The following is a 13,611-nucleotide window of genomic DNA, read 5'->3' on the forward strand; positions in this document are numbered from 1 at the left end:
TAAAAGTGTCATATATGAAACAAAAAATTTAATGAGGTTAAACTATGACTATCGGTGCATTACTTAGACAATACCGTTTAGAAGCTGGCAAAACTCAACGCGCATGGATTGGCGACGTTATCAGCCCCTCTTTTTATTCTAAAGTAGAAAAAGATCTGACCCGTATTTCAGCGGCAGATCTAATTGAACTATTACGGCAAAATCACGTTAAAATTGCTGATTTTTTTAAACAACTTGATTACCAGTCTGAAAGTGAAGATAATCTCAAAAAGAAGATTGTTGCCCAAATGACGGACGCTTATTATAATTTTGATATTAAACGCCTAAAAGAAATCAAACAGGCTATTGCAGGTAGTGGGCTTGCTAGTAAAAATGAGTTAATGTTACGTGTGAACTCAATCCTGGCTATTATAGATGGTAATAGAGAAAAATTAAGCGCTGCAGAAATCCAGCAACTAAAGAATAAGTTCTTTAATGAAGAGAATTTTGACTGGAAAACTATCAAAATTTTCCTGAATTGCATGGTTTTTTATGATTTTGCCAGTGATATGATCATTACTAACAAAATTTTTCAACAATTTAAAGATAGCGAAAATGACGGTCTTCAATTTATAGTGTTGGGAATATTAATCAATATGATTAGCATTTGTCTGGAAAAAAGCAAATACCAGCAAGCAAAGCAGTTGGTGGAAAAATCCCATGAGATTCACACCCAGCCACTAACCTGCTTTAATAAGATGACTCTATTATTCTTGGAAAACATTATTAACTATCATTTTGATCCCCAACAGGTTTATCTGGATAATTGCGCAAGGCAAATAGAAGAGTTTGCCTTAATCGGCATGACTGAATATAGTAAGCAGTTGCAAAAAATTGTGCAGGAAAAAACCGGTGCATTTTAGTATAAATAGAAGCTAGTTCCAGCATTCACTGGTAACCAGCTTTTTATTACAATTTGAATAATGAACTTTTATATTCTAAGTCCTACTAAACAGCAAAAATTATTCATTACTGCTAAGAAAAACGCTTTCTAAAAAAACAAGACGTAGTATAATTAAATACAAATAAAATGGTTACTGCTAAATTGTGAGAGTGTGAATATCATGAAGTCAAACGAAGAAATGATTGCAGGACGACAACTCTATCCTGCGAATAATTCAGGATTTAGTAACTTGGATAAAAGTGTAACTGTTGGACATAAAGTAAACATTCTGCATGTAATCTTAGGACTAGTTTTAGTCATTTTGGTGTCATTATTTATGACTGGATTTGGCTATCAACCTTGGTGGGTGTTGGGACTCATAATTTTGGTGGGAATTTTTATTACTTTACCAACATGTTTTAGTGGATATTGGCAGATTAATAAAAACGGAATTACTGTGTTAAGTTATAGTTCAAATGATGTAATGAAACTTATGCAGCTGTTACATATCAAAAAAATATATACAAAATCATATTTATTCGAGAATATCACTAATGCTGAAATTACATATCGTAAAAAAGTTAGAATTAGCCCAATTGATTTTAATCCAGACTTTTTTAAACTAAATTTGACTGTGAATAATAAAGTAATTCAATTAGAATTAAGAAATATTCAAGCAAAAGATTTAGTAGAAATTGTTGCTATCTTTAATACTCATGGAGTAGCCGTTTATGATAGACAACAGATAATTGGGCTGCTGGAAGAAAACAAAAGCTTATTTAATCATTTTCATAATGGTAAATGGGCATCATTATAGTTGTGTTAGGACTAGAAAAGCATAACTTATCCAATTTTCTATTGCAATATGAAAAAGTAGTTTTAGTGAATGATCCTGCTTAAGTAGATAATGCACAATTACATTATCCACAAAAGCAGGATTTTTTGTTGAGTCTATGATTAACGCAATATAGTATAAGTGACAAAATAAGAGGAAAGTGGCAATTACCCAAGTAGATTAAGCACCGAGAAGTTAATGCAAAAATATGCCCGCTATCAGTTTAATGACATGGAACATCCAACTAAATTTTAAATAATCAAAATAGGACTTTGATATGACTCCTAAATTTGGGGGTTATATCAATTTGAAACTTACTTTTTATTAAGCAGTACAATTTAAATTAACTTGGGAATCATTTCATATTAGAGTTATAGGACGGATTTTTGAAAATAATCTTTTTTTGTGCACCATCAATTAATGTTGTTTGCAATAATGTCATGTTTATTTGACCTAAACTATAATTTTTTTAAAAAATCTGTTACGCAAACATAATTACCAGGCTGTCTGTGATATTTCTTTCAAAAATAAATATCCATGATAGCCTTGAACCGTCATAAATTCTAACAGATATTGCCATAAAATTTTACTATTTAAAATGTTGATTCTGGAGAATTTAAAAACAAGGTTGTCCTTAGTAAAAATATCATTTATCTGACTTATAATTTCTATTCTTTCAGCAATAACCGAAAAAAATGTAGACTTGGTAATATCATTAATACCTATTTCCCCCTTCAAGATATCATTAAAAACTAATTTGGCGTTTTTCTTGTATACAACTTGTATATCTTTTAACTTATGTAAACCTGCTAAATAATGGAAATCACTAGAGTCAAATACTATCGTTACTTCTTCGCTTCTTCCTTTACGACCTAATATTAATTTAACCTTTTTTCCAATTAGCTTATTGAATTCACTTGCAGCAACTTGTAAAAGGTCTTGCTCTCTCCTGTGTATGTACATCTATCTTATATATTTCTTTCAAAAAAAATAGGAACTCCTTTAAAGAGTTCCTTTATTATTTGCAACAATGAGTGTTTTACTATTGGCTTGAGGTGTTCACACACAACCCTATCAAGACTCCTTGAGTGAGTGCAACTAAGTCCAATCCACCCATCTCAAATCAACATCTAGCAGATACTCTAGTTACCTGCTTTCATATACCACGATACATTGCCTTAACTTAATAGTCAATTTTTAAAGCAAAACATTTACCCTAAATCAGCACCATTGGTAGAAATAACCTTCTTGTACCAGTCAAATGACTTCTTCTTGTAACGTTTAAAGCTGCCGTTGCCTTCATCATCTTCATCAACATAGATAAAGCCATAGCGCTTGGACATTTCACCAGTTGAGGCACTAACTAGGTCGATGCAACCCCAAGGAGTATAACCCATGACGTCAACGCCATCGTCTATTGCCTGGGAAATAGCCTCAATATGTTCACGCAAATAATCGATCCGGTAATCATCTGCGACATAATGATTTTCATCCGGCTTGTCTACCGCACCTAAACCATTTTCAACAATGAATACAGGTTTTTGATAGCGATCTGACAGTTGGTTCAAGGCAATTCTGAGACCCGTTGGGTCAATTTGCCAACCCCAGTCGCTGCTCTTTAAGAATGGGTTCTTAACGCCGCCCATCAAGTTGCCGTTAGTAGTTTCTTGGTTTTCGTGGGTAACGTCAACTACAGAAGACATGTAGTAACTAAAGCCAATATAGTCAACTGGATATTGAGCTAACAATGCCAGTTCTTCATCAGTGTAATCAAGGTCTGCTAATTTAACATCTTGGCGAGCCAATAAGCTCTTTGTATAAGCAGGATAGTGACCCCTTACTTGAACATCAGCGCAGAAAAAGTTATTAGCCTGGTTATCTTGCAAGGTAGCCAATTGGTTCTTAGGGTTAGAATCGTAGCTGTATGTTGTAGCATATAGAATCATGCAGCCAATTTTCATATCAGGATTGAGTTCATGACCAATTTTAACAGCCTTGGCACTAGCGACAAATTGGTTATGCCATGCTTGATAAACATTCTTCTTGTCACCAGCACCATTACTGATGGTGAGACCTTGACCCATAATTGGGAAGTGAGCGGCACTGTTGATTTCGTTGAAAGTCATCCAGTATTTAACCTTATCTTGGTAGCGGGTTAAAACAGTGCGGGCAAAGCGCTCGTAGAAGTCGATCAGCTTCTTATTCTTCCAGCTGCCGTATTCAGTAATTAAATGCAGCGGCATTTCGTAATGTGAAATAGTAATTACAGGCTCAATGTGATGCTTTAAACACTCGTCAATTACAGCATCGTAGAACTTAAGGCCTTCTTCATTAGGAGTTTCCTCATCCCCATTAGGAAAGATTCTGGACCAGGCAATTGAAAAGCGGTAGCACTTGAAGCCCATTTCAGCAAAAAGCTCAATGTCTTCTTTGTAATGATGATAGTGATCAATACCAATATGATTAGGATAAACATAGTCTGGGTTTAGCTTAAAATCAAAGTCAGGTGAGGCAATAATCTTCATTCTGTCTTTGCCACCAGGTAAAACGTCTGGCAAGGATAAGCCTTTGCCTCCTTCTTGGTAGGCACCTTCTAATTGGTTAGCAGCAGTAGCACCGCCCCATAGAAATCCTTTAGGAAAATTATTTGTAGTCATCATTTTCTCCTTTCGTTATTTTAAATCTAGTAATGCATCCCCAATGGTTATTGTACCATTTGCAATAGCATTAACTTCATGGTAATTATTAGAATTAGTAACAACTATTGGTGTTGTAGTTTCAAAACCGGCTTCTTTGACGGCTTCCAGATCAAAGTTAATTAAAGGTTCACCCTTTGTAACTTTCTGATCCTTTTTAACTAAAGTAGTGAAGCCCTTGCCATCAAGTTCAACTGTATCCATACCGATGTGAATCATGACTTCTGCACCATTATTGGATTTAAGGCCGATAGCGTGTCCAGTAGGGAAAACCATCACTACTTCACCATCAAGAGGTGAGCAAACTTGACCATCTTTAGGCTTAATCGCTACGCCTTTACCCATTGAGCCGCTGGAAAAGACTTCATCTTTGACTTGTCTTAATGGTACAACCTGCCCGTTTAATGGAGCCACCAATTTTTCTTCCTTATTAGATGAAACTTCCGGCTTAACAACTGCTGAATCTGCAGCACCATTTGTTGCAGCAGAACCTGCAGTTTGTTCAGCTAAATTCTCATCTACACTTTTCTTACCCAAAAGCATTTGCAATATAAAGCCTAAAATGATTGCCGCAGCCATACCAATCATTAAGCCATAGACACCCATGTCAATGCCGTTTTTACCCATAGCACAAGGAATTGCAAAGATACCCATTCCAGCCATCAAATAAGTTTTTGTGCCAAAGAGTCCAATTAAGCCGCCACCAACAGCAGAAGCAATACAACTGAGAATAAATGGCTTCTTACGTGGCAATGTTAAACCATAAATAGCTGGTTCGGTAACACCGAAGATACCTGATACGAATGCTGGAATAGCCAGACTGCGAGTCTTTTCGTCTTTAGTTTGAAAAATCATAGCTAAAACCACACCAGTTTGAGCAAAGGAGGCTGCAAATGATAAACCAATAATCGGGTCAAAGCCCATAGCAGCAATGTTAGTCATCATAACTGCCACAAAGCCCCAATGAACGCCAAAAATGACAAATACTTGCCAAAATGCACCCATTAAAATACCAGCGATCACCGGGCTAAAGTTGTAAATTGCACTCACAATTTCCGCAACTCCGTTACCCAGCCAAGTTGCAACCGGGCCAATCACAAGGAAAGTAACTGGAACAGTAATTAATAAAACGATAAATGGTACTAAGAAAGTTTTAACAACATCTGGAATGACCTTACGAGCAACCTTTTGCACTTTAGAAGCAAACCAGACCGCAATGATAATCGGAATAACCGATGTGGTATAGTTCATCGAAATTACTGGAATGCCCAAAAAGGTCATGTGAACCGGTGCTTCTAAAAATGTGCCCTTAAAGACAGTAAACAGTGCAGTTTTACTGCTTGCCATTGACACAATTGAAGGATAACAAAGGGCAGCTCCAATAGTGGCACCTAGATACGTGTTGATACCAAATTTTTTCGCTGAAGAAATTCCTAAAATAATAGGTAAGAAATAGAATAAACTGTCGCCAATGGCGTTTAAAATGACATATGTTCCAGAAGTTGCTGATAGCCAGCCAAACGCCAAAAACATTGCGTTAAAGCCTTTAATCATACCACCAGCACACATTGCACCTAGAAGCGGATTAAAAATACCGGAAATCAAGTCAATAAATTTATCAGCTAAGCTCATATTGCTGTTGTCAACGTCATCATCAGAAATGCTGCCGCCACCAGAAAAGCCACCTACTTTAACCAAAGTATCATAGACATCAGCGACATTATTACCAATAACGACTTGGTATTGTCCACCGGACTTGACAACAGATATTACGCCATCAGTGGCTTTTAATTTGTCATCGTTTGCCTTCTTCATGTCCTTTAATTTAAAACGTAAACGGGTAGTACAGTGAACTACACTGACTACGTTGTCTTTACCGCCAACGTCAGCGATAATTTCATTACTTAAATCTTCGTATGCCATTTTTCCTCCTAAATAGCAAAACCCGGGAACTTCAAGAAAACATCTCACTAATTTTTTGTGAGACTTTCACCTAAAGTTCTCGGGTTAATGCCTGTAAACAGTAACACACCGTTTAAACTAATTAATTATTAAAATATCGTAGAATTAACTCTTTCGTAATTGTGCATCATTTTGTCTATGCGTTACCCGCCAGACATGAAGAGCTAAATATACCTGGTCATCAGGCTGCATTTTCCAGCCTGTTTGTTTATATAAGTACGTGCCGATTTTTTGGACAGTGTCATACGCCTTTTGATACTTGACTTTCATCAGTTCAATTAAAGAATTATCAAGTTCTTTACCCGAATCCTTCTCACATTCGCCACACATATGCCTTACCATGAAGGCACGTAAATGCGTCATGAACCTGTTAAAATTAAATGATTCAGTGTCAAGTTGCATCCCATATTGATACTGGATAATATCAACTACTCCGCGAATAAGCTTAGTAATTTTGATAGTATCCTGCAGTTTGGTCTGACCAGAGCCAGCGTTAATAAAATGGTATGTCAGATATGCTGCTTCGCTTGTAGGAAAATCAAGCTTGGTTTTTTCCTGCATCAATTCTAACGCTTCCTGAGCCGTGCAGTATTCTTTAGGAAATAGTTTTCGCATTTCCCAGCCAAGCGTATCCTGACCCAATTCAATATTTTCAATAGCACGGGTTAACATAAAGTCGATATGATCTGCTAATACCATAAACTGATAATCCGAAAAAGTTATCTGCAATTGTTTGCTGGCCAAATTAATCACAGCAGTAGTTAATGCTAAAGTCCTCTGATCAATATCCCGCACGCTGTCAACCATTTTAAGGTTTTCCCCAACAGCTATAAAACGGCGCGAAATCTTGTCCTCATCAATGGGATCGCCAGCTTTTTTGCCGAAACCAATCCCGTTACCAATCACCACCCAGTCTACTTCAGATTCATCAGACACCAAGGCAGCATTGTTGTTAAAATTCTTTACAAATTTCATTCAACTTACTTCCTTTCCAATAAAAAAACCTACAAACAGTACCAAAATAAGTATTGTTCATAGGTTAATGCCTGATCAAATCAGTAACACGTCTACTTACAGCTGATATTATAAAGTAGTGCATAAGCGATTTCAATACTTATTTGATTATTATTTTTAAGTGTTTCCTACAAAACAAATAATTGTGCTTTACGCAAATTTATACTTAAATAATAGCTGAAACCTAATACAGAAGTTTAAAGAGAAATAGTTCAATGGCAAATAAACAGCAAAAACATTCTTTAAAATATCAAATGTGGTCTACTATTCGTGTATTACTACTAGGAGCTCTTTTTTACCTGGGAGTAACCCTGATCTTTTTCGGTTCCGGGTTCGGTAACTCCTATGTCGTTCAACAAAATGCGCAAAAAGCAAATACAACTTTAACACAAAAGAAAGCAGATAGAAATAAAAAACGCACAACAAATTACGATGCCAGCAAAACTAAGTCAGTTAGTGCAGCCGAAGTTCTCAGAGCTAAGCAAGCCAGGGCTTATGCCATTGGCCGAATTGCTATTCCCAGTGTCAATATTCATAATCCCCTTTTTGCCGGCTACGGAGACCAGAATCAAAATCTAGAATATGGTGTGGTAACTTGCCTGCCCGACCGTGTCATGGGTGGTGCTAATAATTACGTACTCGCAGGACACTACATGGGGTCTTATGGTCCCGCCGTTTTAGATAATTTGCACTTATCACGCCCGGGCGACCTCATTTACATAACCGACTTGCATCATATATATACGTATAAAATCAAAACAATTTCTTTTGCTATTAAACCCACTCAGGTTGAAGTCGAAAACAACGTGCAGGATAAAAGCATGATCACGCTGATTACCTGTTCTGACTTTAATACCTCTAAGTATGGCTACGGCCAGCACCGGACGGTTGTGCAAGGCGACTTAATCGCTAACAATAAAGCGACGAAACACAACTTACTTGCTACAGAATTAACCGCTAAGCCAAAGCAAAGTAAAAAAAGACGCCATGCATCTTTATCAATCAAAAAAGACCAGAAAAAGATTAGAAAGTCCGAGCAGGTTCGGCCTGCAGCCCGGCCAAAGTTTTACCAAAATATGACCTTCATCAAGACGGTAATCATTGTTTTTAATGTTATTTTTGTTTTAGCCATTGGCTGGCGACTTGTGCGCATTTGGATTTTGCAATAACTTCTTTAAAACCACTATATAACGGTATCATAAATAACTATTTTGAAATAGTCATCTGCAATAATACATGCTATACTAAGACTTAGATAGTATTATGAGGGTAATATTTGTTTGCGGCTATTTGCGCGTATAATATTAATATATAGTTTTTAGCAAGCGATTTTTTAAAAGATTAATATACCCATTGCTATTTTTAAAGCAAATGCGCTTAACGTTAAAAATGAATTTACCGTTATTTTTATTAGTAAAGAAGATGATGACTAAATGTCGACTAGAACTAGTGAACTCGAATCAACGATCGCTACCTCTGATTTTGATATTGATGCGATAAATTCTGTCGAAAATTCCAATTCAATTGCCAGTTGGATGCCTGACAAGGTCTTGCAAAAAATTGTGGCAGCGAATTTGAATCAAAATATTAGCCAGATTACCAAGGAAAGCTTAGCTAACTTAACTGAACTTAGCTTAATAGCACCTAGTGAAAGACATGTTGTTCATGGCAAACGGCAATGTGATGTTTCTGCGGCCGAATATAGGTTACGCTTAAAGCTTACATCACTAGAGGGCTTAGAATACGCAACTAATTTAGCTAAAATAGACCTTGCCCCTAGTCGCGAATTTAATCACAAATGGCTACACCATACTATTGTTAATTCAACTTTATCGGATATTTCGGCTTTGCATCATTTGAATAAATTGACCTCTGTTAACCTAGAGATGTGCAGCGTGCATGATATTGCTGCTTTAGCAAATAAACCGCAACTAATTCAACTTAACCTTTCATACAATGCAATTGCAGATTTTTCACCATTAAAGACAAATAAACGGTTGCTGGAAAATGGCATTGTAAACTTAAAAAAGCAAATAATTCGCGTTAAATCTATTCACATCCCTGCAGAAAGTACTTTTTACACACCTGACCCTTACAAACTATTTGATTTTAATGGCTCAAATATGCCACTTAAAATTGAAACAGGTAAGCATCTTAATTCCAGCTGCTTCATTAAACAATTTTGCAGCAATTGGAGTAACCATGTCGGTCAAATTACTGATGAACAGACTGTAACTTGGAACCTTCTGGGATTGAAGCCCGGTGACGGAGCAGCAATGACCGTAAAGTTCCATAGTATGAATCGTGTGCAAGAGCCGCTAATTACTGGTTGGTATATTATTCCTTTTAGAATAGTTACAGGACAACCGATTACTTTTCATTTTAAAGACGATGACGGCAACACAATTGCCTGTGAACAGAAACTGTATGGCGATATTAATACCAGCAGCAATATCTCTATTCCGAGCTTTACCGGCTATTCAATTGCTGCAAAATTAGTTGATGGCACTAAGACTCCAATCAGCCAGGACTTTGTCACGACCACTATTAGCGCCCAAGTACAAGATATTACCTTGCTTTATAGTCGCGATAAACCCAAAAACATTACCATTCATTATCAAGATGAAAATGGCAAAACAATTGCGCCTGAAAGCATAACTAGTGGTGATTTTAATAAGCAAAAAGTAATTGAGCCTAAAGATGTTCCTGGCTATACTCCTATTTATTATGAAATTGACCACAATGGCAACTCTTATCATTTGGGAAGCATAGCTATTCTGCTCAATAGTCAGCCGCAAGATATTACTTTCTATTATGATAAAAAAAGCAAAGAAAAAGTATCTAATGTGATTGTTTGCTTTGAAGACACAGACGGCAATAAGATAGCTCCGAATAAAATTATAAGTGGCTTTATTAATGATCAACAATCTGTTCCAGCATTAAAACTACCAGGTTACACTATTAAATTTAAAGATTTTAACGGTTCACATATTACAAATAATTTAGATACAACCGTAATTACTCTTAAACAACAGGCGCAAAAACTAATCTATGTTTATACTAAAAGCAAAGTGGAAAGCAAAAGCCTAGTTAAAGCAGATAGTATCGCTAACTATAAGCACAGTGAACATCAGCGACTTAGTGGCAAAACAAGCCCACCAAATGACAAACAGACAAATGTGCAGCAACCCAGCTCTAAAATTAATAAGCTCTCGCATTTAGTACTAACAACACTAATTTTGATAGTATTATTCAATGTGTTAGGTCTAGTACTGATGCTCTATAAAAGAAAAAGAACAAAATAAAAAAAGCACCTAATAAGTATATTTACTGGGTGCTTTTTATATACATTTTAGATAAGATATAGTCGTTTTATATTGCAAACATTATATTATAGATATACAATAATAGTGCAAACTGTTATTATTTAAAATTTAAGAGGTATAAATTATGAATAAACACATAAAACTAAGTAAACAAAGTAAAAAATTGTTATTTAGTGGAATTACTGCTGCTGCATTAGCACTAGTTGTTGGCGGCCCCCATGCAGTTAAAGCTGACAGTGTATCAGCTAGTACTTTAGCTGCACAAAGCTTGAACAATAAAGCCAATTTGACAGCAAGCAAGGCTCCTGATAAAAACGCAATAGCTACTGATAAGACCGTTGTGCATATTAACAAGAGCTTCTTAGACAAGAGTAATACTACTTCCAACAGTATTGCTACTAAGTCAGTCAAAGCTCAAGATGACGATGATGAACCTATTGATAGCTGGATGCCTGATAAGAATTTGCAAAAAATAGTTGCCTACAATCTTTATTCTGATGACAGCGAAGCTGGTGTAAAGAGAATTACTAAAGCTGATCTAGGTAAATTAAAAGAACTTTATCTTTTTGGTGAGCATGAAGAAAATGATATGAATTACTATATAGCTGGGTTAAACATTCAATCTTTAAAGGGATTGGAGTATGCTCACAATCTTGAAAGATTGGAATTGGAACCTGATATAAACACTAATATTAATGACTTTGGTGTCGCTTTGATTCACAGTAATTTGTCTGATATTAGCGCTTTGAAAGATTTAGACAAATTGGAAAGTGTTAACTTACAGCAATGTAGCATCTATGATATTTCAGCATTGGCAAATAAGCCTAATTTAACTAATCTTTCTATTTCATATAATGCAATTACCGACTTTTCACCTCTAAAGTCAGACACTGCCATAAACTCATATACTCCTGCATATTATCAAGCAGTACAGTATCAAACACTTTCTATTCCACAGTCATATGGTAAAGTTTCACTTTCATATAACTGCTACGATAAAGATGGCAGCAATATGACGATTCGCGTAGCTAATAAAGATGACATTCAACATGATCATTACGTTAGGAACTACCTCAGCAATTGGAAGAAAGATGCTGGTGTAGTTTCATCTGATGGTAAAACCGTTACTTGGGACTTTAGTGGTTTACCAGTTGGCTACAGAGGATATATGACAGTTAACTACAAAGGTGCCTTCTTTGGACAAGCTGGTTATGAATCAGGTGGCTGGATCATTATTCCTTTTGAAATTACTAACAACTAATTTAATTACTCAGTAAGACTAAAAAGAATAATTCAAGAGCATTTTCTAATATTTTTCAGTTAGAGAATGCTTTCTGGTTGAAACTTAAAATATAAGCTTATTTATAAGACTAGCTTATACAAATTAATTAAAGGAGAAATTATGGCTTTTCATCGTAATAAGATATTGCTAATTAGTAGTTTAGCAACTGCCGCTTTAGCATTACTTGCCGTCTCACCTAATGCTGTTAAAGCTGATGAAATAAATAGTAATCAAGCTACAACTAATAAAGTTGACGCCAATGCAACTGCAAATAGCAAAAACAACTCAGATGTTGTTAACCAATCAAATGTAAGTAAAGATGGCAATGAGAACAAAGCAAATAGTAATTCAAAAGATAGTGCCAATCCTGTCTCAGACAATGATAAGACTGCAAAGCAGTTTACTTCAACTAAAGCCACTAGAAGTGACACCGTTGAAAATGGAACTTGGAGATCTATTCGAATTAGCTATGATACAGTAACTCATACACTGAATCTTGGTGGAGGTCATATAAAAAATAAGCCAATTCCCCTTCCTGGATTTTCTAATGCCCTATCCTTCGATTATATTGATTGGGACGACTCTTCATATGTTTTTAACAACAGAACCGTTGAAACTGTGAACTTTACTGGAAAGCTTTCTGTCGAAGGTTCAGCTTCTTTCTTATTTAATAACTTTGTGAAATTAAGATCAGTTAATGGAATCGAAAACTTAGACCTCAAAGATGTAACTGATATGAGTGGCATGTTTTATAATTGTCCATCCTTAGAAAAATTAGACTTATCAAAACTGTTCGTGCCTGGTGAAACATATAAAGTTACGGATATGTCTAACATGTTTAATTACTGTATAAATCTGAAGGAATTAAACTTATCTAATTTCAAGACCGATACTGTTACAAACATGGCAAGTATGTTTAATGCTTGTGAAAGTTTGACAGATATTGATTTAAGCGGTTTTAATACAGCAAATGTAACTGACATGTCTAATATGTTTTATAATTGCTTTGCCGCAAAAGAACTTAATTTAGCAAACTTTAATACAGCAAATGTAACTAACATGCTAGGAATGTTTAGTAATTGTTACAACTTAACTTCTATTAAAGGTCTAGAAAAGTTTAATACAGCTAAAGTTAACAGAATGGAAGGTATGTTCTTCCATTGTGAAGCATTACCAACACTAAACCTATCTAACTTTGACACGTCAAACGTTAACAGCATTTATCAAATGTTTGATGGATGCAAGAGTTTGCAAAATCTTGATATTAGTAGTTTTGATATGACTAAAGCCACTAATAAAACATATATGTTGAGAGGTTTAAGCAATCTGCAAACTCTTGTCCTTGGAAAGAATGTTGTTATGGCTAATACTGGTCTTGACACACCAGGAACCTGGATGAATATGGGGAGTAGATCTCAAAAATCTCGTTATCCAAAGGGAACATTTAATTGGACTTCCCAAGAATTAATGAATAACTACAATGGCGTTAAAAATTATGATACATATGCTATTGTAAAGTGAATTAGAATTTGCTTAGACATTATATAAAATTCAAAGCACTTGTTAGTTAAACG

Annotated in this window: 10 protein-coding genes; 6 read left to right on the forward strand and 4 right to left on the reverse strand. The window is 35.5% G+C overall.

Annotation, left to right across the window (positions count from 1 at the left end; genetic code table 11):
- The first annotated feature begins 44 nt into the window (after positions 1 to 44).
- Both LDX54_RS08820 and LDX54_RS08825 read left to right on the forward strand, forming a co-directional pair.
- The gene (locus LDX54_RS08820; RefSeq protein WP_265667385.1) at positions 45 to 902 is read left to right on the forward strand and encodes a hypothetical protein; all 858 of its coding nucleotides are present in this window, start codon (positions 45 to 47) and stop codon (positions 900 to 902) included.
- 201 nt (positions 903 to 1,103) lie between these two features.
- Positions 1,104 to 1,739 carry a hypothetical protein gene (locus tag LDX54_RS08825; protein ID WP_265667384.1) on the forward strand — a complete coding sequence of 212 codons (636 nt, stop codon included), beginning with the start codon at positions 1,104 to 1,106 and terminating at the stop codon, positions 1,737 to 1,739.
- Positions 1,740 to 2,252: 513 nt separating this feature from the next.
- On the opposite strand, the gene LDX54_RS08830 is transcribed toward LDX54_RS08825, so the two are convergent.
- From LDX54_RS08830 to LDX54_RS08845, 4 genes are all read right to left on the reverse strand, one after another.
- Positions 2,253 to 2,720, reverse strand: a complete 468-nt coding sequence (locus LDX54_RS08830; RefSeq protein WP_265667383.1) for a PBECR4 domain-containing protein — start codon at positions 2,718 to 2,720, stop codon at positions 2,253 to 2,255.
- Positions 2,721 to 2,968: 248 nt separating this feature from the next.
- On the reverse strand, positions 2,969 to 4,417 hold the full coding sequence (locus LDX54_RS08835; protein ID WP_281214427.1) for a 6-phospho-beta-glucosidase: 1,449 nt from the start codon (positions 4,415 to 4,417) through the stop codon (positions 2,969 to 2,971).
- Between the two features lie 12 nt (positions 4,418 to 4,429).
- On the reverse strand, positions 4,430 to 6,376 hold the full coding sequence (locus LDX54_RS08840) for a beta-glucoside-specific PTS transporter subunit IIABC (RefSeq protein WP_265667381.1): 1,947 nt from the start codon (positions 6,374 to 6,376) through the stop codon (positions 4,430 to 4,432).
- A gap of 144 nt (positions 6,377 to 6,520) precedes the next feature.
- Entirely contained in the window at positions 6,521 to 7,390 is an 870-nt protein-coding gene (locus LDX54_RS08845; protein WP_265667379.1) for a PRD domain-containing protein, read from the reverse strand.
- Positions 7,391 to 7,644: 254 nt separating this feature from the next.
- Between LDX54_RS08845 and LDX54_RS08850 the strand changes: the two genes are divergently transcribed.
- The 4 genes from LDX54_RS08850 (at position 7,645) to LDX54_RS08865 (ending at position 13,558) form a co-directional block, all read left to right on the forward strand.
- Positions 7,645 to 8,598 carry a class A sortase gene (locus LDX54_RS08850; protein ID WP_265667378.1) on the forward strand — a complete coding sequence of 318 codons (954 nt, stop codon included), beginning with the start codon at positions 7,645 to 7,647 and terminating at the stop codon, positions 8,596 to 8,598.
- A gap of 264 nt (positions 8,599 to 8,862) precedes the next feature.
- Entirely contained in the window at positions 8,863 to 10,734 is a 1,872-nt protein-coding gene (locus LDX54_RS08855; RefSeq protein ID WP_265667376.1) for a MucBP domain-containing protein, read from the forward strand.
- Positions 10,735 to 10,879: 145 nt separating this feature from the next.
- Positions 10,880 to 12,016, forward strand: coding sequence for a hypothetical protein (locus LDX54_RS08860; RefSeq protein WP_265667375.1), 1,137 nt, complete (start codon positions 10,880 to 10,882; stop codon positions 12,014 to 12,016).
- 141 nt (positions 12,017 to 12,157) lie between these two features.
- Positions 12,158 to 13,558, forward strand: coding sequence for a BspA family leucine-rich repeat surface protein (locus LDX54_RS08865; protein WP_265667374.1), 1,401 nt, complete (start codon positions 12,158 to 12,160; stop codon positions 13,556 to 13,558).
- The last annotated feature ends 53 nt before the right edge of the window (positions 13,559 to 13,611 follow it).

Origin of the sequence: Lactobacillus sp. IBH004, assembly GCF_026185255.2 — a bacterium.
GTDB classification, from domain to species: Bacteria; Bacillota; Bacilli; order Lactobacillales; family Lactobacillaceae; genus Lactobacillus; species Lactobacillus melliventris.